This window comes from Streptomyces sp. NPDC026515 (assembly GCF_055567595.1).
Genome location: NZ_JBVHQD010000019.1, coordinates 184,896 through 206,651 on the forward strand (window position 1 = coordinate 184,896; position 21,756 = coordinate 206,651).

At 72.5% G+C, this 21,756-nt stretch carries 11 protein-coding genes and 1 pseudogene; 5 read left to right on the forward strand and 7 right to left on the reverse strand.

From position 1 onward, the window contains the following. Nucleotides 1-190: 190 nt before the first annotated feature. The 4 genes and pseudogenes from ACZ4O3_RS33665 to ACZ4O3_RS33680 all read left to right on the forward strand — a co-directional run bounded on the left by ACZ4O3_RS33665 (nt 191) and on the right by ACZ4O3_RS33680 (nt 10,557). Nucleotides 191-1,324 (forward strand): S1 family peptidase, encoded by a 1,134-nt coding sequence (locus tag ACZ4O3_RS33665; protein ID WP_467725887.1) that lies wholly within the window; start codon nt 191-193, stop codon nt 1,322-1,324. Nucleotides 1,325-1,570: 246 nt separating this feature from the next. Next, nucleotides 1,571-1,977: pseudogene (locus ACZ4O3_RS33670) on the forward strand (PPOX class F420-dependent oxidoreductase). Between the two features lie 49 nt (nt 1,978-2,026). Next, complete coding sequence (locus tag ACZ4O3_RS33675) at nt 2,027-2,908, forward strand: class I SAM-dependent methyltransferase (RefSeq protein WP_467725867.1); 882 nt, start codon at nt 2,027-2,029, stop codon at nt 2,906-2,908. 671 nt (nt 2,909-3,579) lie between these two features. Continuing rightward, entirely contained in the window at nt 3,580-10,557 is a 6,978-nt protein-coding gene (locus ACZ4O3_RS33680) for a glycoside hydrolase domain-containing protein (protein ID WP_467725869.1), read from the forward strand. A 67-nt stretch (nt 10,558-10,624) separates the two neighbouring features. Here ACZ4O3_RS33680 and ACZ4O3_RS33685 read toward each other — a convergent pair whose 3' ends face one another. The 3 genes from ACZ4O3_RS33685 to ACZ4O3_RS33695 are packed head-to-tail and all read right to left on the reverse strand — an operon-like array spanning nt 10,625 to nt 12,841. Beyond that, nucleotides 10,625-11,503, reverse strand: a complete 879-nt coding sequence (locus tag ACZ4O3_RS33685; protein ID WP_467725871.1) for an oxygenase MpaB family protein — start codon at nt 11,501-11,503, stop codon at nt 10,625-10,627. 4 nt (nt 11,504-11,507) lie between these two features. Continuing rightward, a complete protein-coding gene (locus ACZ4O3_RS33690) occupies nt 11,508-12,482 on the reverse strand; it encodes an alpha/beta hydrolase (RefSeq protein WP_467725873.1) in 975 nt (324 codons plus the stop codon). A gap of 41 nt (nt 12,483-12,523) precedes the next feature. Continuing rightward, complete coding sequence (locus ACZ4O3_RS33695) at nt 12,524-12,841, reverse strand: putative quinol monooxygenase (RefSeq protein ID WP_467725875.1); 318 nt, start codon at nt 12,839-12,841, stop codon at nt 12,524-12,526. 142 nt (nt 12,842-12,983) lie between these two features. Here ACZ4O3_RS33695 and ACZ4O3_RS33700 point away from each other — a divergent pair, with 142 nt between their 5' ends. Further along, nucleotides 12,984-13,889: an AraC family transcriptional regulator gene (locus ACZ4O3_RS33700; protein WP_384994082.1), complete on the forward strand. Its 906-nt coding sequence runs from the start codon at nt 12,984-12,986 to the stop codon at nt 13,887-13,889. A gap of 83 nt (nt 13,890-13,972) precedes the next feature. Here ACZ4O3_RS33700 and ACZ4O3_RS33705 read toward each other — a convergent pair whose 3' ends face one another. The 4 genes from ACZ4O3_RS33705 to ACZ4O3_RS33720 all read right to left on the reverse strand — a co-directional run. Further along, the gene (locus tag ACZ4O3_RS33705; protein WP_467725888.1) at nt 13,973-18,046 is read right to left on the reverse strand and encodes a beta-galactosidase; all 4,074 of its coding nucleotides are present in this window, start codon (nt 18,044-18,046) and stop codon (nt 13,973-13,975) included. Nucleotides 18,047-19,016: 970 nt separating this feature from the next. Then, complete coding sequence (locus ACZ4O3_RS33710; RefSeq protein WP_467725876.1) at nt 19,017-19,661, reverse strand: hypothetical protein; 645 nt, start codon at nt 19,659-19,661, stop codon at nt 19,017-19,019. 652 nt (nt 19,662-20,313) lie between these two features. Continuing rightward, nucleotides 20,314-20,478 carry a hypothetical protein gene (locus ACZ4O3_RS33715; RefSeq protein WP_467725878.1) on the reverse strand — a complete coding sequence of 55 codons (165 nt, stop codon included), beginning with the start codon at nt 20,476-20,478 and terminating at the stop codon, nt 20,314-20,316. A gap of 77 nt (nt 20,479-20,555) precedes the next feature. Then, the coding region (locus ACZ4O3_RS33720; protein WP_467725880.1) for a helix-turn-helix transcriptional regulator at nt 20,556-21,756 on the reverse strand (1,201 nt) is incomplete at its 5' end.

A 21,756-nucleotide genomic window follows, 5' to 3' on the forward strand; every position in this document is an offset into this window, starting at 1 on the left:
CCCGCGTTCACGGGGCGCACCCGGCGAGGCGGCCGGGAGTGACCAGCCGATCCCGTGATTGGCATGGACCTGCCCATGATCCACGGCTAGGCTCTGCCGCGCACGTCTGAGAGCGCTCTCACCGGTCTGCTGTTCCACCCCCACACCACCGGAACGACGAAGGGGCATTCCCTTGAGACGCACCACAGCCATGCGCTCCGCCCTGTCCGCGCTGCTGCTCCTCGGCACCTGGGCGACCGCGAACACCCTGCCCGCCTCCGCCGCGGACACCCCGGCACCCTCCCCCCAGGCACCGGCCTCGACCGCCCTCCTCTCCGCCATGCGCCACGATCTGGGCCTCACCGAGGCGCAGGCCGAGGCACGTCTGGCCGCCGAGAAGGCGGCGACCGCCGTGGAGCGGAAGGCCGAGCGGGCCGCCGGCTCGTCGTACGGCGGCTCCTGGTTCGACGCCGCGAGCGGCACCCTGACCGTCGCCGTCACCCGCGGCGCGGACACCGGAGCAGTGCGCGCGACGGGCGCGACCGTACGCCTGGTCGCACACAGCGCACGGCAGCTCGACGCGACGAAGGCGCGCATCGACAGGATCCACGCCCCCGCAGGGGTCGCGAGCTGGCACGTCGACCCCGAGGCGGGCGCGGTCGTCGTGAACGTGGTCCGCGCACATCGTGCCGACAACGATGTCCGGACCTTCCTGTCCCGCGCCCGCGCCTCGGGACCCGTCGTGGTGCGGCAGACCGCGCGCACGCCCGGCACGCTGGCCGCCGGAACCGTGGGCGGCGACCCCTATTACACGGGCAACGTCCGCTGCTCCATCGGCTTCTCGGTCTACGGCGGCTTCGTCTCCGCCGGGCACTGCGGTCAGCCCGGCGCCGCCGTGTACGGCTGGGACGGCTCCTACGTCGGGAACTTCCAGGGCTCCTCGTTCCCGGACAACGACTACTCCTGGGTGAACGTCGGCAGCGGCTGGTGGACCGTACCGGTGGTCCTCGGCTGGGGCACGGTCTCCGACCAGCTCGTCCGCGGTTCCGCCGAGGCGCCCGTCGGTGCGTCCATCTGCCGTTCGGGCTCCACCTCGCACTGGCACTGCGGGACCGTCCTGGCCAAGAACGAGACGGTCAACTACAGCCAGGGGGCGGTCCACCAGCTCACCAAGACCAGCGTGTGCGCCGAACCCGGTGACTCAGGCGGCTCCTTCATCAGCGGCGACCAGGCGCAGGGCGTCACCTCCGGTGGCTGGGGCAACTGCGGCTCCGGCGGCGAGACCTGGTACCAGCCGGTCAACGAGATTCTCAGCCGGTACGGGCTGACGCTCCACACGGCCTGATCCCGGGCCCGGGTGCACGACGCGCAACCGCCCCGGCCACAGCGGCCGTTCGGCAGGGCGGCCGCCCGCGCGGGTTCGCGTCGTGCACCGACGGCCCTCGTCCCACCGGACCCACCGGACCCACCGGAAGGCCTCGCCCGCCGTCACCGGCGTGTACAGGGGCCGGTACGGGCACCCGTGCGGTTCGATCACGTAGGGTGGGCGGGTCGAGCGCCGGTTCACGAGCGGGGAAAGGGGCGTCCCGCCTTGTCCGACACGTTCTCGGACGATCTGAAGCAGCTCATCGACAGCACACCGGTCTTCGCGGTCGTCGCGACCGTACAGCCCGACGGCAGCTCACAGCAGTCCGTCGTCTGGCTCCGGCGCGACGGCGGCGATCTGCTGTTCTCCACGACCGTCGGCCGCCGCAAGGGCAGAACCCGCGCCGCGACCCCCGCGTGAGCATCATGGCCAACCCGCCGAACGCGCCCTACACCTGTGCGGAGATCCGTGGCACGGCCGAGGCGACCACCGAGGGCGGCCAGCGGCTGATCGACGAACTGTCCCTCAAGTACACCGGCAAGAAGTACCGCGACTTCGACCCCGCGTCCGGGGACGACGCGCAACGGGTCGTCGTCCGCGCGACGCCCCGCAAGGTCGTGGGCAACATCTGAGTCCGCTCGCGGGCGGCGCGGTCGGGGGCGTGGTGTTGAATGCGGGTTCATGAGTGACAGCGGACGCGCGGCGAGCCGGACAGCGGTACTGGTCTGCCAGGGCCGGGCGGCGGCGGACGGGCGGATCGCCGCGGACCGGTTCACGGATCCGGTGGCGGTCCGGCTGCTGAGCGGCGCGGAGCGGGTGCCCGTGGACGAGGTGCGCGCGGGCACGGTCCCGGAGGGCTGGCGGGCGCGGGTCGCCTTCGAGAGCGTGCGCGCGTGTGCCGAGGTGGTCGCGGTGCGCACGCCGGCGATCGACGAGGCCCTGCGCGCCCGCCCGGCCGGCCAGCTCGTGATCCTCGGCGCGGGCCTGGACACCCGCGCGTGGCGGCTTCCCGAGCTCGCGCGCACGCGGGTGTGGGAGATCGACCATCCGGCCTCCCAGCAGGACAAGCGCGCCCGGCTCGCCGGGATCCCCGAGTTGCCGGCCGTCGCCCGCTCCGTGCGGTTCACGCCGGCCGATCTCGCCGTCGACGACCTCGGCGAGGTCCTGGACGCGGCCGGCCACGACGCCTCCGCTGCCACGACCTGGCTGTGGGAGGGCGTCGTCCCCTACCTCACCCGTGACGCGGTCCGCACGACGGTCGCCGCGCTCACCGCCCGCTCCGCCCCGGACAGCACGCTCGTCCTCAACTACCAGGCGCCCTCGGCGCGGGCGTCCGCGGGCCGGCTGCTGGCACGCGTGCTCGGCAGTTCCGTGACGTCGGGCGAGCCGTGGCGGTCACTGTGGCCGCCGAAGCGGATGGCCGAACTGCTGGCGGAGTACGGCCTGCGGGTGGTCTCGGACGACGACCTCCTCACGCTCGCGCGGACCGCCGGCACTCCGGCGCGGCACCGCTCGTCCTTGCGGTCGGGCCGCGTGGCGGTCGCCGCCTGCCACGGCGGCTGAGTACGGCGGTTGTCACCCTCCGGACCGACGACGGGACCGGCCCGTCGCTCCGAGCCGGACGGTCGCCGCGGCTGCGTGCCGCCGGCGAGGCCGCACGTGAAGCCGAGCGGGGTCGCGGGCCGTGACATCCGGGGCGGGGGCGTCGAGTTCGGGACGGGGCGACGGGTCAACCCTCCCGGCGGCGGCCGGCGGGGACGACGGACGGCACGGCAGGGGCGGCGTCCGTCTCCCGCTCGGCCGCCGCCACGGTCTCGGCGTCTCGATCCTCCCGGAGTCCTGGCTCTCGCAGAGCAGGGCCGGGTGAGAGCCAGGCCCGCTCCACCGGTCGTTCACTCCCGTCCGCCTCACCGCGTCCGCGCGACCGCGGGGCCGCTCCCCCGGGTTCGGCGTGCAGAGCCGAGCACGTCACGCCCCGTCCCACCAGGGCGGTCTGACGTGCGGTCGGCCGGCGCTCCGCGGGCGCCCGCACACGCATCTCCTGTACGAATACTGTTTGCCTGCTGCATGCTTTCCCCGTGTCTGATGGCGGCGGCCGCGCACGCTACCGGGGGGTTTTGTGCGTCCGCCGCCATCTCGCCCCGAGTCCGCACGGTCCGGGTGCCGTACGGGCTGACAACGTTGTCCCCGATGGGCCCGAACCGTGCCGTGTATCGCGACGTTGGAGAGGTTCCGTGCCTGTCAGACCCGATGCCCTGCTGCCCCGCCCACTGCCACCGAGAACCGCCCGCCGGCGTCGCCGGTCACTGCGCGCGGCGGTCGCCTCGCTGCTCGCCGGGGCGCTCGGCGCCGCCGCGCTGGCGGGCGGCGGCGCGGCGCTCGCACTGCCCGCCACCGCCGGGTCCGCGGGGACGTCCGGGGGCACCGACTACACGAAACTGGTCGACCCGTTCGTGTCGACCGCGGGCGACGACGGCAACGACCTGCCGGGCGCGCAGGCACCCCACGGCCTCGCCAAGGTCAACCCGCTGACCACCCCGGACCGCAACCACACCGGGTACGACTACAACGAGGACCACATCGCGGGCTTCACCGCGACGAACCTCGACGGCGTCGGCGGCTCGGGCGGCGGTGGCGACCTGCTCGTCGTACCGACCTCCGTGCAGTACGACAAGCGCCCCGCGCCCAGCACGTACGCCCACACCTACCGCCACGACGACGAGAGCGCGACGCCCGGTTCCTACCAGGTGGGCCTCGGATCCGTCTCCGGTACCGCGTCGTCGGTGACGCAGGACCCCGGCACCGTCAAGGCCGAGATGACCGCGACGACGCGCACGGCGCTCGAACGGTACAGCTTCCCCGCCGGATCGAACCCCGAACTCGTCCTCGACCTGGCGAACAACTTCACCAGCCGCACCCGTTCGACGATGAAGGCGACGACCCTCGCCGACGGGACCACCTCGATCTCCGGGCTCGTCGCGGGGTCGTTCAACGGCGCCGCGTACCAGCTGTACTACCACGCCACCACGAACGTCCCGGTGACCTCGCTCAAGAGCTGGGGCAACGACGGCAAACTGACCGACGCGACCAGTCAGGACGGCTCCGACACCGGCGCCGTCCTCGGATTCGACAAGTCCGCCGGGGACGACGTCGAACTGCGCGTCACGCTCTCGCCCGTCAGCGCGGAACAGGCCGCGACCGACCAGAAGAACGAGGTGGGGGGACTCACCTTCGACCAGGCCCGCGCCCGGACGAAGGCGGCCTGGAACAGCGCGCTCGGCGCGGTCGACGTGCGCTCCTCGGCGAAGTCCGACCCCGGGTCGACGCTCACCAAGGAGTTCTACACGCACCTGTACCGCATGTACGCGCTTCCGGTGAACGCCACCAGCACCAGCGGCACCTACCGCGGCGCGGACGGAGCGGTGCACAAGGCGAACGGCTTCACGTACTACGACGGTTGGTCCACCTGGGACGACTTCCGCAAGTACTCCGTCGAGGCGTACATCGACCCGGCGACCTACCGGGACATGATCCAGTCGCTGATCGAGCTCTTCGCCGACCAGCGCGCCTCCGGCAAGAGCCTCGGCAGTCTCACCCACTCGGTTCCCACGGTGCGCTGGGAGCGTTCGGCCGTCCTGGTCGCCGACGCGCTGTCGAAGGGCTTCAAGAACTTCGACCGGCTCGACGAGGCGTACCCGGCGCTGCTGGCGTACTCCGGGTACTACACGGGGGCCCAGTTGCGGCAGGGTTACGTCAGCGGCGACCCCGGAACGACCGTCCAGCGCGGCTACGACCAGTGGGCGCTGTCCGTCATCGCCGACGCGCTCGGCAAGGACGCGGACGCAAAGAAGCTGCGTACGCAGTCGACCATGGCGATCGACAACCTCGTGAAGTCCGACGCCTGGACCGCTGCCGACGGCACCGCGGTCGGTCTGCTCACCCCGCGTGCCACGGGCGGCGACTGGCAGGCCGCCGACTACGAGAGGTTCGAGGCGGCCGGCCTCTACCAGGGCACGCTCTGGCAGTACCACTGGTACGACGCGTACGACATGGGCGGCCTCATCAAGGCCATGGGCGGCGACAAGGCGGGCAGGGCCGCGGTCAACCACATGTTCGGCGAGGACTCGGCCGCCGACGACGGCTCGACCATGCTGCACTCCAACGCCAACGAGATCGACCTGCAGGCCCCGTACCTCTTCAACTACGTCGGAGAGCCGAGCCTGACCCAGAAGTGGGTGCGGTCCATCTACACCGGCACGACCTGGAACCGCTACATCGCGACGGGCTCCACGAACGAAGCCCCCAGCTCCGGCGGCCAGTTCACCCCGCCGGTCAAGACCCAGGTCTACAAGCTCTCCCCGAACGGCTTCCTGCCGACCATGGACAACGACGCCGGCACCATGTCGACCATGTTCGTCGGCGCCGCCCTGGGCCTGTTCCCGGTGACCGCCGGTTCCAGCCAGTTCCAGATCGGCAGCCCGTTCTTCGACGCCACGACGATCACCTACGCCAACGGCTCCAAGTTCACGGTGAAGGCCGACGGCGTCTCGCCGAGCAACTACTACGTGCAGAGCGCGACCCTCAACGGCAAGCGGTTCGACAACACGTGGCTCGACTACTCCCAGATCATCTCCGGCGGCACCCTGGACTTCACCATGGGGTCCAAGCCCTCGCAGTGGGGCACCCACTCGCAGCCCGCGTACTCGCTGAACACCGACGGGGGCGACACGGGTGACGGCGGCGCCGGAACGGGCAAGGGCGACACCGTCGTCTCCGCCCGTCCGGACACCGTCGACACCGGCGCGGACGGCGAGGTCGACGGCAGCGTGAAGCTCACCCTGTCCGGGCCGGCGTCGTTCGCCGCCCGCAACGGAACCAGCCTGACCAGGACGGGAGCGGCGACCGTGACCGGCCTGCCGGGCGGTGTCACCGCGGACCTCCGCGTCACCGGTTCGCGGACGGCGACGCTGTCGCTCACCGGCAGCACGCAGGTCGACGCGCACTTCGGCATCACCTTCGCCGACTCGGCCTTCGCCCACGGCGTGCGGGCCTCGACGGTGCGCGGCACCGGGGTGTCCCCGACCGACCCGCTCGCCGTCTCCGCCGCGAAGGTGCACCGCAAGGCCCTCCGCACCCTGGTCGACCAGGCGTCCCTGGTCCGCAGCGGCAACTACTCCGACGGTTCCTGGAACCTGTTCCGGTCGGCGCTCGAACGCGCGCGGACCGTCCTCGCGGACCCCGCCTCCGCGACCGGTACGATCATGGCCGCCGCCGACGGGCTGCACTCCGCCGTCGACACGCTCACCATCGACGAGGGCGGCTACGCCGTCCTGCAGGCCGAGTCCCCCGACCAGAAGGAGGGCCCCAGCCTCGTCAGCGAGCGGAACAACTCGGACGGCAACCTCGGTGGCGTCACCGACGGCGCCTGGGAGCGGTACACCAAGCTGGACTTCGGCGGGGTCGCGCCCAGGACCATCTCGGTCCGCTACGCCAACTCGCAGGCGACCACCGCGAAGCCGAGCAGTGTCGACATCCACGCCGGCGCCGCCGACGGTCCCGTCGTCGCCACCGTCCAGCTCCCGGGAACCGGCGGCTGGCAGTACTACAGCACGGTGCAGGCGGCCGTCACCGACCCGGCCGCGCTGCTGGACGCGTCGAGCGCGACGTTCGTGTTCCACGCGCCGGCCGGCCAGCAGTGGGTGTCGAACTTCGACTGGTACCAGTTCTCGCCGTACGAGGTCGCCACGTCCCCGACGACGACCCTCGCCACCCTCACCGCGGTCAACAGCACCACGACCGGCGGCGGTTCAGCCCCGCTCAACCTCTCGAACGGCATCTTCGAGAACGTGACGAACGGCGCCTGGGGCGAGTGGAAGGACACCGACCTCCGGGACGGTGCCGACACCCTCACCGTCCGCTATGACAAGCCCCAGTCGCGGGCGGCCTCGGACTCGCACATCGAACTGCACCTCGGTTCCAAGGACGGCCCGAAGACCGTCTCCGTCCCGCTCGACTACAGCGGATCGGGCTGGGGGACCATCGCGACCACGAGCGTCCACCTCGATGCGAGCCTCTTCACCGGCGTCCAGGACGTGTACGCCGAATTCGTCTCCAGCACGCAGTCCTCGTCCCAGCCCTACGTGGGCAACATCTACTCGCTGGCCCTGACGCAGCAGGCCGACGCGCCCGTCGGCTTCGACGCCACCGCGTTCCGCGCGAACAGCGGCGGCGGGCTCAAGAGCGAGCCGGTCGGCTGGACCGGCTCCGGCTCCACCACCGACCTCGGCGGCACCTACGACGGAGCCTGGCTCGACTACGGGGACATCGACTTCGGTGCCTCCCAAAAGAGCACCGTCACGATCACCTACGTCAACAACTCGGCGCGCTGCGGCACCGGTTCCGCCGTCGGCCTCTACCTGGACTCCTTCGACACCGCCGACCCGGGCACGCCGTACGCGACCGTCCCGCTGCCGGTCACGGGAGCCGCCTGGTCGTCCGGAGGGACGACGAGCCTGACGCTGCCCAAGGCGATCACCGGCAAGCACACCGTCCACCTGCGGTTGACCACGACCCCGGACTCCTCGCACCCGTACGTCGCGAACCTGGGCCGGATCACCTTCAACCACGTCGAGACGCCCGCCGTCACCGACAAGTCCGCCCTGCGCAAGGCCATCGAGCAGTACGAGGGCCTCTCTGCCGACGAAACGCGCTACGACACCATCGACTTCGGTGTGTACCGGCGCGAACTCAGCGCCGCTCGGGCCCTCGTGGACGCCGACGGCACGAGTCAGCTGGAGGTCGACACCCAGACCCGGAGCCTGACCCTCGCCGCCAAGCAGCTCGTCCCGGTGCCGAGGCTGCGGCTGGAGAACCTGGTCGCCACCGCGTCGGCGCTCCAGGACACCCGCTACACCGACGCGTCGTGGAAGACGTTCACCCAGGCGCTCACGGACGCGAGGACCGCGCTCGCGGCCGAGACGGCCACGGACGCGACCCTGACGGCAGGGTACGACGCGCTCCAGCGCGCCCTGTCCGCGCTCGCCACGAAGCCGAGGACGGTACCGGCCGCGCCGGACACGGTGTCGGCGACGTCCTCCGGCACGAGCGTGACCGTCGCCTGGGCCGCGCCCGGGGACACCGGCGGATCGCCGGTCACCGGGTACAGGGTCACCCTGGACGACGGTCACCAGGTCGAGATCCGGGACCCGGACAGCCGGAGCACCACGTTCACCCGGCTGCGGTCCGGCAGGTCGTACACGGCACGTGTCCGTGCGGTGAACGCGGTCGGCGCCTCCCGCCCCAGCGCGGCCACCGCGCCGGTGGTGACCAGCGGCGGCAAGCCGCAGAAGCCCTCCGTCACAGGCGTCGTCACCACGGGCAAGCAGGTCCGGGTGACCTGGCGGCCGGCCGGCGACGGCGGGTTCCCGATCGTCGGGTACACCGTGGCCCTGAGGGACGGAACCACCGCGCACGTCTCCGCCACCGCGGACACGGCACTGCTCACGACCGCGGGCAAGGCGAAGGCGCACACGGCCACCGTCACCGCGGTCACCCTGGCCGGGACCTCGGACGACTCCGCCCAGAGCGCCTCGGCGGACGACTCGGCGGCGGACGCCCCGGTGGACACCGCCGACCCGGCGTACGAGTCCTCCCCCTTCCCGGACGAGACGCTCGACGCGTCCTACCCGTCGGACAAGTGGCCGGGAACCGGTGACGGGACCGACTACTTCTACGGCCTGCTCAACGGCATCGGCGATCTCGGCTCCGGCATCATCGGCGCCGACACCAAGGTGTCCCAGGGCACCCCGCCGACCGCGGAGAACGACCGGATCGCCGTGCGGATCAACAACGCGGCCACCCAGAAGGAGGTGGACCGGGCCGAGGTCGACGCGACGAACAGCTCCACCGTCACGATGGCGGACGGCCTCGGGTCACGGCTCGGGCAGATCTACGGCGACGCCCTGAAGGACGGTCGGCTGCCCAAGACCAGCGCCCTGTTCTCCCGTGTCACGCAGAACCTCGACAAGGTCGACGCGGCCAAGACCCACTACGGCTACCAGCGTCCTTACGTGCGGCTCGGGTTCGTCGGCGACGGCGGCTCCGTCTACGAGTCGCAGGACGGTTCGTACGGCAGCCTCGCCACCAGCGGCTCGTACCCGAGTGGCCACACCTACGGCGGCTACGAGGCCGGCACGATACTCGCCACCCTCCTGCCGGAGCTGGCGCCGTCCATCCTCGCGCGCACCTCGGAGTACGGGGACAACCGCGTCGTCCTCGGGTTCCACTACCCGCTGGACGTCATGGGCGGCCGGATCTCCGGCCAGGCCACCGTGGCGCACCGGTGGGCGGACCCCGACTTCGCGAAGCTGCTGCTGCAGGCCCACACCGAGATGGAGAACGTGCTGCTCGCGCAGTGCCAGGAGGAGGGATACGGCGACACGCTCGCGGCCTGTGAGGGCGACCCGTACGCCGGCCTGAGCACGGCGCAGGACGTCGACCTGTACACGCGGCGTCTGACCTACGGGTTCTCCCAGGTGGGCAAGGCCGGGCAGGCCCTCAAGACGCCGTCCGACGCGGCGGCCCTGCTGATCACGGCCTTCCCGGACCTCACCACCGCTCAGCGCAGCCAGATCCTGGAGCAGACCGCGACGGACTCCGGGTACCCGCTCGACCTCACCGCCGACGGCGGGGCGAGCTGGCAGCGGATCAACCTCGCGGCGGCGATGGCGGCGAAGGTGGTCGTCAACGCCGACGGGTCGGTCACGGTGAAGAACTTCTCGGACGCCACCGGGGCCAGCGTCGCCGACGCGAAGGCGCTGACCGTCGGAGGTGCGGCGATCGACGGGTTCGACCCGGAGGTGTCCACCTACGTCGTCGACTGGCCGAAGAACGGCAGGATACCGGCCGTCTCCGCCGTGCCGGTCCGGTCCGGTGAGCGGGTGAAGGTCACCGAGGGCAGTTCGGTCCTCTTCTCGGCCGGGTCCGGGTTCACCACCCGCACCATCAGGGTGACCTCGGCGAACGGCGCGGTCACCCGGACCTACACGGTCGGGTTCCAGCGCACGGACCGCGACGAGCGGCGGGTACCGGCCGCGGGTGACGGTGACGTCGCGGGACCGGGCGGGTGGAACACCTCCGGCGCCCCGGGCGGCGGCGGGCTCTGGTCACGGGGAACGGAGTGGGCGGAAACCCGCGGCATGCCCTGGGCGTAGCGCACCGGGTGACGCCGGGACCCGCCGTGCCCTTCGGGGCACGGCGGGTCTTCGCCGTTGCGGGCCGCTACGAGACGTCGGGGGTGTTCATGGCCCAGCGGATCGTGCGGGTGAGCAGCTGACCGGCCGGCCGCACCGTGACGTCCTCGACGACCGCGAGACGGGGCAGCCCCAGCAGTGACCGGGCCCAGGAGGGCAGCAGGGTCACGGCGTTCGCGGCCAGGATGCCGTACAGGGGACGGACCGGCAGCGGCAACGGGGGTTCGAGGAGCAGGAAGCGCGCCGCGGACCGGGCGTCGGGCGTGGCCCTGAGCTCGGGCCGGTAGCCGGCCAGCCGGGCCGACAGTTCCCTGCGGTCACGCGGCGGATCGATCACCCCGAGTGCCTCGGCGACCCGTGCGGTGTCGGCGACGTAGGCGTCGTAGCCGGCCCGGTCCAGCGGAACGCAACCGTAGCGCTCGTGGGCGCGCAGGAAGCACTCCGTCTCGGCCGCGTGCACCCATCCGAGCAGGTGCGGGTCGGCGGCGTGGTAGGGCTGGCCGTCCGGCGTCGTGCCGCGCACCTTCGCGTGGATGCCCCGGACGGCGGCCACGGCCGCCTGGGCGTCGTCCGCCGTGCCGTAGGTGGTCACCGCCAGGAAGGCGCTGGTGCGCTGGAGCCGCCCCCAGGGGTCGCCGCGGTATCCGGAGTGCGCGGCGACCGCGGCCATGGCGAGGGGATGCAGGGACTGCAGGAGAAGGGCGCCCAGCCCTCCGACGAACATGGCGGCGTCCCCGTGCACGACGCGGATCGGACGGCCGGAGACGAACCAGCGGGGGCCGGGTGTGCCGTGGATCCGGGCACGGGTGGCCGGTCCGTCGGGGCCCGCCACCCGGCGGAAGAGCATCGCGCCCAAAGACGCGCGGACGTCCGGAACCACGGCTGCCGCCTTTCTCGCCCCTCGCATCGTGTCACCGGCCGGCCGGTCCGTCACCCCCGATCACCCGGGCCAGCCACTCGGTGCGGGTCCGGCGGGCGGTGACCGAGAGGCGGGCCTGCGGGAAGAGGGCGTCGAAGCCGTGGAAACCGCCTGCCCAGACGTGGAGTTCGGCCTGGCCGCCGGCCGCCCAGATACGGCTCGCGTAGTCGGTGTCCTCGTCCCGGAAGACCTCGGCGGAGCCGGTGTCGATGTAGGTCGCGGGCAGGCCGGAGAGGTCGTCGGCGAGCGCGGGTGAGACGTGCGCGGGCACCTCGTCGCCGGCGAGCCGGCCGAGCACGGCCCGCCACCCGAACGCGTTCATCTCGCCGGTCCAGACCCCGGGCACGCCGGTGTACTGGCGGCTGGAGACGGTGGTGTTGCGGTGGTCGAGCATGGGACAGATCAGCACCTGCGCGGCGATCGCCGGGGTGCCCAGATCGCGTGCCAGGAGCGTGAGACCGGCGGCGAGTCCGCCGCCCGCGCTGGCGCCGGCGACGATGATCCTTCCCGGGTCGATGCCGAGTTCGGCGGCGTGCTCGACGGTCCAGAGCAGGCCCTGGTAGCAGTCGTCGACGAGCGTGGTGCCGGTGGCCTCCGGTGCGAGCCGGTAGTCGACGGAGACGACGACCGCGCCGAACTCGTCGAGCCACTCCAGCGGGATGTCGAGCTGCGAGAAGCGGTCGCCCATGACCATCCCGCCACCGTGGATCCAGTAGACGCAAGGGGCGGCGGCGGCGCGGGGGGTGTGTGCGGGGCGGACGACCGAGAGGCGGATCGGGGTGCCGTCCTCGGCCGGCACGGTGATCTCCCGCCGTTCGGCCTGCCGGTGCGCGAGGAGGGAGTCGACCGGCGGGGAGGGGAGCCGGCGCAGCTGGGCGAGCAGGTCCGGGGTGAGGCGGGACATCAGCGGCATGCCGGCGAGCAGCCGGTGCAGTTCGGGGTCGAGGGCGGGGCGTGCGATGGTCATCGTCTGGCCTTTCTTCCGGTGCCGGAGCGGAGTGCGGGGGTTCAGAACGCGGCCCTGCCGCGGACCGGGACGTAGTCGGTGTACTCGGCCTCCTTGGCCAGCAGACCGCCGATCCGCGCCACGATGGCCTGGGCGGCCTCGCCGGCGAAGATCCGGTGGTGGTCCTCCTCGCTGGTCCAGCCCTCGGTGACATGGACGACGTCCGGGTCGGACGCGGACCGGGAGACCAGGTAGACGACGCAGAATTCGCTCGCGCCGGGGCTGCCCTCGTCCAGGCCGGTCAGCAGCAGGTCGACCAGCCGGTCGCCCATGCCGGGCCCGGCGGTCAGGGTGGCGTTGAAGCCGTAGGTGGCGATCATGGTTCCCTCTTCCCTGTGATGGAGTGCGGTGATTCCATTCAAGCGGCCTGACCTGCGGGAACGTTAGAACGATGCTCGCGTGCACTTGCACGATCCTCTCGACTGCGCGAGCACGATGGCAGCGGGGTGCTGCAATGGAGGCATGTCCCTCGACGAGTTCCGCAGCCTGCTGGACCGGCATGCCCGGTCCGACTGGACCACCGCCATCGACGGCGTCCTCATCTCCAGGGTCGACCGGCCGGACCCGCCGGCGCCCTCCATGTCCGGCACGGTGCTGGCCGTCATCGCCCAGGGCGCCAAACGCCTCGCCCTCGGTGAACGGGTCTACGAGTACGGCGCCGGCCAGTACCTGGTGGCCTCCGTCGACCTGCCCGTCACGGGGCAGTTCACCCAGGCCGGTCCCGAGCACCCGGCCCTCGGGTTCGGTCTCACCCTGGAGCCGTCCGCCGTCGCCGAACTGCTGTTGCGGGCCGGACCCGGGGATCTCCCCCGGGCCGGCGGAGGAGTTCCGTCCGGGATCGCCGTCAGCGACGCCCCGGCCGCACTGCTCGACGCGGTGGTCCGGATGCTGCGGCTGCTCGACGAGCCTCGCGACCGGGCCGTGCTCGCCCCGCTCGTCAAACGCGAGATCCTGTGGCGCCTGATCACCGGCGAGCAGGGGGCGACGGTGCGTGAACTCGGCCTGGCCGACAGCGGTCTCAGCCATGTCTCCCGGGCCGTGCGCTGGATCCGCGAGCACTACGCGCAGGCCTTCCGCGTGGAGGACGTGGCCCGCATGTCCGGCATGAGCGTCTCCGCCTTCCACCGCAGCTTCCAGGCGGTGACGGCGATGAGTCCCATCCAGTTCCAGAAGCAGATCCGGCTCCAGGAGGCCCGGCTGCTGCTGGCCACCCACCCCGGCGACGTGACCGGTGTCGGCCGGCGCGTCGGCTACGACAACGCCTCGCAGTTCAGCCGGGAGTACCGACGGCAGTTCGGCGCGCCCCCGAGCCAGGACGCGGCCCGGCTGCGCGGCACCACCCGGGCACCCGCGGGCGTCCTTCCCTGAGCGGACCCGCAAGACCCCGACCGGCTGCGCCGGAACGCGCCCCGTCCGGCGCGCACACCTGGACCGTCGAGCCGGGCGCCGCCCTATCCGCAGGTCAGTGTGGGTGTCCCCCAGTCTCCGTGGTCGTTGCCGTTGCCGTCGCCCGCGTCACCGACCTTGAGGTCGATCACCTGCGCGCCGCTGACGTCGACGTCGATCGGCACGGCGGCCTGTTTGCCACGGACGGTCGGTGTGGTCACCAGGGTCCTGCCGTCGGCGATCACGGAGAAGGTGACCGTGCCCGCCCCGCCCGTCTCGTCGTCGACCCCGACGTCCGCGGTCAGCCTTGAGCACTGTCCGCCGAGGTAGAGCTGGACGTCGCTGACGGAGTTGGTGCCGAGGCCCTTGGCGTGGCCCGCGCCCGCGATGGTGATCGGACGGCCGTCGCCGGCGGCCTGCTCGCCGACGCTGCTGTCACGCTCCACCGGGCCCCACCCGTTGGTGGACGACAGGAACGGCAGGTCGCTCACCGCGCTCCGCCCGGCCGGCGGCGCCGGTGGGATCCCGCCGACGATGCGCTCGTCGGTGCCGGTGGCCGGCCGTCGGTTCTGCCGGTAGCGCACGGTGGTGGTGAGGGCCGAGGCGGACGGCAGTGTCCCGGCCGGTGGCTGGACCTTCCAGGTGACGGCGGCCGAGGTGCCGGGCCGCACCCGCTCGACCGACGTGGGGCTCATGGCGGTCACGGTCCAGCCGTCGGGCGCAAGGAGCGCGGCCGTCAGCCCGGTGACGGCGGGCCTGTCCTTGGGCACCTCCACCGTCGTACGGGCGGTGAACGCCTGCTCCGGCCGGGCGGTGCCGGGCACGTCCAGGGTGACGTCGGCTCCCGGACGCTTCGGCATCGCGTACGTCCGGGCGTCGTAGCGGGGAGCGTCGTTCTGCGCGACGCGCAGGGACGAGGCGTAGCTGCCGTAGTCGGTGAGCGAGACCTTGCCGAGGCCGCCGGTACTGCCGTCGAGGTTCCAGACGGCGATGGCGATGCTGTTGTGGCCGTTCGGGTTCAGGATGCCGTCGGGGACCGGGAAGGTGTGCTGCGGGCCGAGGTAGTTGACGTAGTTGCCGACCTGCCAGCCGTTCACGAAGATCGTGGCGCGGTACTTGCGGGACGGGTCGTCGGTGAACGTCAGCCCGAGTGAGGTGTCCTGGCCGTGCGGCAGATCCAGACGGGCGTCGGTGCGGTACCAGGAGACCCCTGGGCGGGTGTCGGCCGTCGGCAGGGAGACCCGGTCCCAGGCGCCGTCCGGGTACCCGGGCAGGGACCAGCCGGCCCGTTCGCCGTACAGACCGCCCGTCGAGAGCGGACCGCGCACGGGGTCCTGGAGATCCTCGCCGCCCCGTACGCCCTGCAGCCGCCAGGTGACGGAGGTCAGCGGCGCCCCGACGAGGGAGGCGCTGGTCAGGCCGCGCGCGGTCTTGTTGCCGTTGGTGGAGTTGTAGTCCTCCTCGTGCCCCATGTTCACGGTGAGCACGGAGATCACGTCGTCGCCGTCGGACTTCAGCGCGCCGGCCGGGAAGGTGAAGTCGGCGCTCCCCGTGGTGGAGCTGCCCAGGAAGGTGCCGTTGAGCCAGGCGGAGAAGGCCTGCGCGCCGCCGCCGGAGTCCGAGACCAGGTGGATGCCGTTCTCCTTGCCGGTGGCCCGGAAGCGGCCGCGGTACCAGGTGTTGCCGGTGTGGAAGCCGTAGTCGTCGGCGTAGAGCACCGGCAGTGAGTTGACTCCGGAGACGCTGTCGGTGGTCGCCTTGTCGGCCACCTGCCAGCTGGAGTCGTCGAAGCCGGGGGCCGCTTCGGGAGACTCCTCGGCGTGCTTCCAGTGGGTCAGTGCCGGCAGGTGAACGGGGGCGGCCACCGCAATGGTGCCGGCCAGACTCCCCGCGTCGGCCCTCCTGCTCCCCAACGCCTCGCCGTTCCAGGTGACATGGGCGGCGGAGGTGAACACCTCGATGTTCTTGCCGTCGGCGTTGTCGCCGGTGAGGGCCACGGTGCGGCCGCCGTCCCGGCTGGTGGCGGTGCGCAGCAGATGGGTGCCGCGCACGAGTACCGGGCCGGCTGCCGTGTCCTGGCGCCAGAAGGTCTCCGCCGTGGCCTTGTCGCCGAGGAGGAGCAGAAGCGGGCGCTGTCCGCCGCCGCTGACACTGACCCGGATCAGGCCCTTGTGGGTGTAGTTCAGCCGCAGGTCGCCGGTGGCCGCGTCCCAGGTGGCGGCGACCGTACCGCCGGTGGCGGTCACGCTGGGCTTCGCCGCGTAGCGCAGAACGGTCTCGCCGTCGCTGTCCTGGTCGCCGTAGAGCACGGCCACGTCCCGGTCGCCGATCGTGGCGCTGGTCATGATCTCGGAGGTGGAGTACTGCAGCTGTGAGTCCCCGAGCCGGTAGTTCGCCACGATGACGTGCGAGTCGCGTCCGTCGAGGGTGATGGCGGTACCCGGCTGCTGCGGCACGACCGGATAGGTCGGCTGCACGGCGTCGGCCGTCGGCACGTCGATGGCGTCGACGGCCACGTAGTCGTCCGTGGACCCCGCACTGTGGTCGCCGTTCACGACGATCTTCAGGGTGTGCGCGCCGGCCGCCAGGCCGGTCTTCTGGAAGAGCACGGCCTGGTTCTCGTTGCCGGAGTCGTCGACGGTGGCTGCTTTGGCGCCGTCGAGGTAGACGTCGGCGTAACCGTGGTTGTTCGTCTTCGACCCGATCCAGCGGATCGCGGTGCCGTCGAAGGCGACGGTGAGGGAGTCGCCGGCCTTGGCGGAGAACGACTCGGTGTGCTTGTAGTCGCCGCCGGTGTAGCTGGTGTCGGCCACGTGGGACCACGAACCGGAGTACTGCAGCGCGGAGTCGGGGTCGTCCCAGGTGTAGGTGGTGTCCGCGGCCGGCTGGGCGTTGAGGTCGAGCGCGATGTGGGTCGTGTCGACGGCGGTGGACGTGGAGTTGCCGTGCCGCAGGACGTGGAACTGCGTCTTCGTGTCGGGGTTCATCCGGGCGGTGTCCACGACGGCGGAGTCGTCCGGCGGGGTGGCCCTGATCGCCTCGGTCCTGGTCAGCGGGGCGACCGACTGGGTGAAGTACCCGATCAGCTTGTCCTCGTAGTACTTCGGATCGAGCTGGCGGGTCTCCCGGATCGCGGCGCCGTAGTCGTAGGACGTGTAGTTCTCGGGCATGCCGAGCCAGCCCCAGTTGGTGCCGCCGTAGGTCATGTAGAAGCTCTGCGCGGTGGCGCCGACGGCGATGTTCTGCTTGTAGAACACGTCGGCGAACCGGTCGTCGATCAGCTGGGCGCACTTGTCGTAGCCGGGGCCGCCCCAGGGGTCGAAGGCGCCGCCCTGGAACTCCGGTGAGTAGAGCGGCTTTCCGGCCGGGTGGTCGTAGCTGATGTCGGGAACGCCGTTCCACTTCGCGGGGTTCGAGCAGTCGAAGCCCTGCGGGTAGGAGTCCGGGCCGTCCACGTCCAGGGCGCCGGTACCGGAGTTGAAGGTTCCGTTGTTGTTGCCGGTCAGCGGAACGGTGATGCCGTCGGCGCGGGCCTTGTCCTCCAGGTGCTGCATGTAGGAGCGGCCGGCGGCCGAGCCGTTGTAGTACTCGTTCTCGACCTGGTAGGCGATGACCGAGCCGGTGCCGTTGGTCAGTTGGTGGCGCGCGATGATCCCGTCGATCCGCGTCAGCCATTCGTCCGCGTACTTCAGGAACCGCGGGTCGTCGCTGCGGTTGTTCCCGGCCTTGGTGGTCAGCCAGCCCGGCAGGCCGCCGCTGTCCACCTCGGCGTTGATGTACGGCGCCGGGCGGGCGATGACGTAGAGGCCGGCCTCCTGGGCCATGTCGAGGAGTCTGTCGACGTCCCGTACCCCGGTGAAGTCGTACACCCCCGGCTTCGGCGAGTGGTATCCCCAGTCGAAGTACAGGGAGGTGGAGTTGAAGCCGGCGGCCTTCATCTTCTGGAAGATGTCGCGCCACAGGTCCTGGCTCGGCAGCCGGAAGTAGTGGAACTCGCCGGACCACAGGTAGGTGCGTCGGCCGTCCACGAGGAACGAGTAGCCGTCGAGAGTCACCGTGTGCGCCCGCGGGCCGGCGGCGGCCGCCGCGGCGGGCGGCTGCCGGCCGGCGTCCCGCGCCGCGGCGGCGGGCGCGGTCACGCCCACGGCCAGTGCGATGGTCGCGGCCGCCGCGAGGAGCGCCCGCCGCCACCGACGGCGAACGGGTCTCGCGACCTCTGAACGGATCCCATTACCCCGCACTGCGGCCTCCATCCGCCTGAGCAATCACCATCGAACAGACTCAGGCAAAGCCGAACAGTAGGGGGCCACAAGGTTCAACACAATGGGGCGGGAGGACACGGTCGAGGACGGCCGGTTCACTCCCCTGGGGCGGGTCCTCCACTCGCTCCCCACGCCACCAGTGACCGAGCGTCGCTCGTGGCGGCCCGCCGGAAGGTCCGCTCGTACCGCCGTTTCCCGAGGGAACGCACCAGCCGGTCCTCGCACTTGTCGCGCAGCGACGCCATCTCCGGTGTGCCGCACGGCGGATGACCGACCGTCCGCCGGAGGCGGGCCGCCGCGCCGAAGGCGTGGCGTCGTGCGCCTGCCGCTCCGGGAAGGCGATGAGGGCCGGCTGGTGTTCGGCGTGGGAGGGCGTCCAGTGCTCGCCCAACGTCGCGCAGGCGTCGCGGAGTTCCAGTGCCGCCCGCCGGGCCTCGTCCAGCCGGCCGGAGCCGGTGAGTCCGAAGACGTGCACGAGGCGGCACAGCGCGGTCGGCGTGCTCAGCGGCTCCGCAGCGCCGACGGCGCGCCCGCGTTCCGTCGCGCCGACGCCGTTCGCGGCGGCGAGGGGACGCCCTTCCAGCAGGTGCAGCAGGCCGTCCCTGTACGCGGCCCGGCCCAGCCCTTCGTGGTCCAGGGCGGCGGTGGCGGCGCGCCGGCAGTGGACGGCCGTCTCGTGCGCCGCTGCCTGCTCGCCCTGCAGGGTCAGCGTCAGCCCCAGGCTCCACGGGGCCCTGCACCCATGTCCCGCTCCGGGCGGCCGCGGCCGGCCCGATCGCCCGCTCCAGGTACTGGCGGACCTCGTAGAGGTAGCCGGAACAGACCCAGAAGAAGGTGGCGTTCCCGGTCATCCCCGGTGCCGCCCCGGGTCCGTCGCCGGCAGGTGGTCGGCCGCCAGCCGGATGTCCGCGTGCAGGAACCCGATCCGCCGGTACCAGCTCCGCCGGGCAGGACCGAGCCACTCGTGATGGGCCCGCCGGGTCTGCCCGAGCACGTGCCCGGCGTGGCCGCGGGCCAGTTCCGGCGCACCGCCGAGCTCGGACAACCACATCCGGCCGTACTCGCGCACGGCGTCCAGCATCCGGCACGTTCCGCCCCTGCGGACGACGACGGTCTTCTCGCACAACGCCGCCAGCGTCCGCCCGACCCGGCCCGGCGCGAGCGGGCCGCCACCGGCCGGCCGCCGCGCGGTCTCACCGTCGAAGGCGGCGGGCAGGTAGGAGAGCCGCGCCCACAACATCCGTTCCAGCGGGGTGCACAGCGTGGCTCCAGCCGATGGTGGTGCGCAGGGCGGCGTGCCGGGCCGGCCGGGTGCGCGTCCCCCTCGGGGCACGTCCGCCGCCGGCGCCAGGTCCACCGCCGCGTACGGGCCCGCGCACAGCTCCGCCGGCGGCATGCTCCGCAGCCGTGCCGCCGCGAGCTCCGACGCCAGCGGCAGCCGCTCCAGTTGATCGCAGAGACCGGCGGCCAGCTGCCGATCGCTGTCGTCCACGAGCGGCCTGCCCGCCGCCGCGGCCCGGTCGGCGAACAGGGCGACCGCCTGCCCTGCGGTGGCGAGGGGCTCGACCCCGACGACCGTCTCGGCACGGATCTGCAGCGGCTCCCTGCCGGTGGCCGGGACGCACAGGTTCGGGCAGACCGTCAGCAGGTCCCCGACCAGGTCGCGGCAGTCGGCCGGCGGGTGCTCGCACGAGTCGAGGACGCGTAACGTCCTCCGGTCGCCGGCCCACGCGCAGACCGCGTCGGGAGGCGGCCGGGACGTGTGGTCGGACAGCCCGAGCGCGTCCGCCAGGCCGCCGCCAGGAACCGCCCGTCGCGCAGGGGAGCCAGGTCCGCCCAGGCGGCACCACCGTCGGTCCCGTTCACCGAGGACACGGCGCGCCGGGCGAGGCGGGTCCTGCCGACCCCGCCCGGCCCGCTGAGCGTGATCAGCCGGTTTCCGCCCATCGCGGCGCCGATCCGGTCGAGCTCCGCCGCCCGGCCGACATCGCACGCCGGCGTGCACACCAGGATGTGGGCATGGCGTGGGACACGATCGAAACACTGCTGTGCGGCCCGTGCGCCCGGTGGTTGCGAGGCGAATGCCGCCGTGCGCACCGGAGTTGACACCCCCGAGTGAAGGGGGCTGCGCCGCGCGGCGCGTCCTACTTCCCTTCCGTCTCTTCGCCGCCGTTGTCCGGGCCGGCCGCCAGCCATGCCGAGAGCCAGGGTCCCAGTCCGTACGCGGCCGTCCGCTCCGGCTCGCCCTCGGCAGCACCGGGTTCCGGTGCGCCCGGCATCTCTCCCGGGGCCACATCCGTGACGCTCATCGTGCGACGCCCTCCCGATTCCGGCGGGGCGACCGCCACCGCGACCACCAGTGTCGACCGGGCGGGCACGCACGGCATCACCCATGCAGGGGATCTCCGCCGCCGGGCTCCACGCCCGGTCGCTCGGCCGCCTCGGCCCCGGTGCCCCGTTCGATCGCCAGCCGGGTCAGCTCGACGCGGGAGTTGATGCCGAGTTTGGCGAAGATGTGCTTCATATGGGTGTTGACGGTGTGTACGGACACGTAGAGCCGGTCGGCGACGGCCCGGTTGGTGAGGCCCTCGACGACCAGCGGGACGAGTTTCCGCTCCGACTCGGTCAGGTCCTCCCACCCCGGGGGGCCGGTCGTGTGGGTCCGTACCGGTGCGGTACGGACGCCGAGCCGCCGCAGGCGCCCCCTGATCCGTTCCTGGTCGCGGCCGGCCCCCGAGGCCGACATCAGGCGGCCGGCTTCCTCGAAGTACGGGACCGCGGACGCCGTGTCGCCCGCCGCGGCCGTCAGTTCGGCCAGGTCCTCGCAGGCCGCGGCGAGGGCCAGTGGTCTGCCGGTGTTCCGGTAGGCGGCGACGGCGGACTCCAGGGCGCCGGCGTCGTGGTGCAGCAGGCCGTCCACGTGGGCGCGGACGGCCCCGACGACCTGCCGGCTCTCCTCCTGCGCGGCCAGACCGTGCAGGGTCTGCGACACGGCGTGGGCGAGGGACGGGTTCCCGCCGCGGAGCGCCGTACGCACGATCCCGGGCCAGTGGGACGGGGGCAGGACCAGCAGGCGCGCCGGTTCCCGGCTCACGAAGGCCTCCGCGAGTACCGCAGCGGCCGCGCCGTGGTCGCCCTCGGCGTCCGCCAGACAGGCGCGCGCCAGGGACACCCAGGGACCGTACCGCCGGGTTCGGGTGGCGGCACCGGCCGCGCCGAGGTGGTCCCTGGCCCTGGCGAGGTCACCGCGTCTGGTCTCCACGAGCGCCAGGACCGCGCGGGACTGCGGATCCGGGAGGGTGATCTCCAGCTCGCCCGCCACCGCCAGGCTGGCCTCGGCCTCCACGGCCGCGTCGTCCAGGGCACCCTGTTCGAGGAGCGCGCAGGCGCGGGCGGCATGCCAGTGGGGCAGTGACCAGCCAAGGCCCAGCGCCTCCGCGTCGCGTTGTCCCTCCCGCAGGGTCCGCTCGGTCTCGGCGATCCGGTCGGTGACGGTCAGTACGGTGGCCAGCCACAGCGCCGCGATCCGCGGGGGCCGCAGATAGAGCGCGACGGGCACGGTGCCGGCGCGCCGGGTGGCCTCCTCG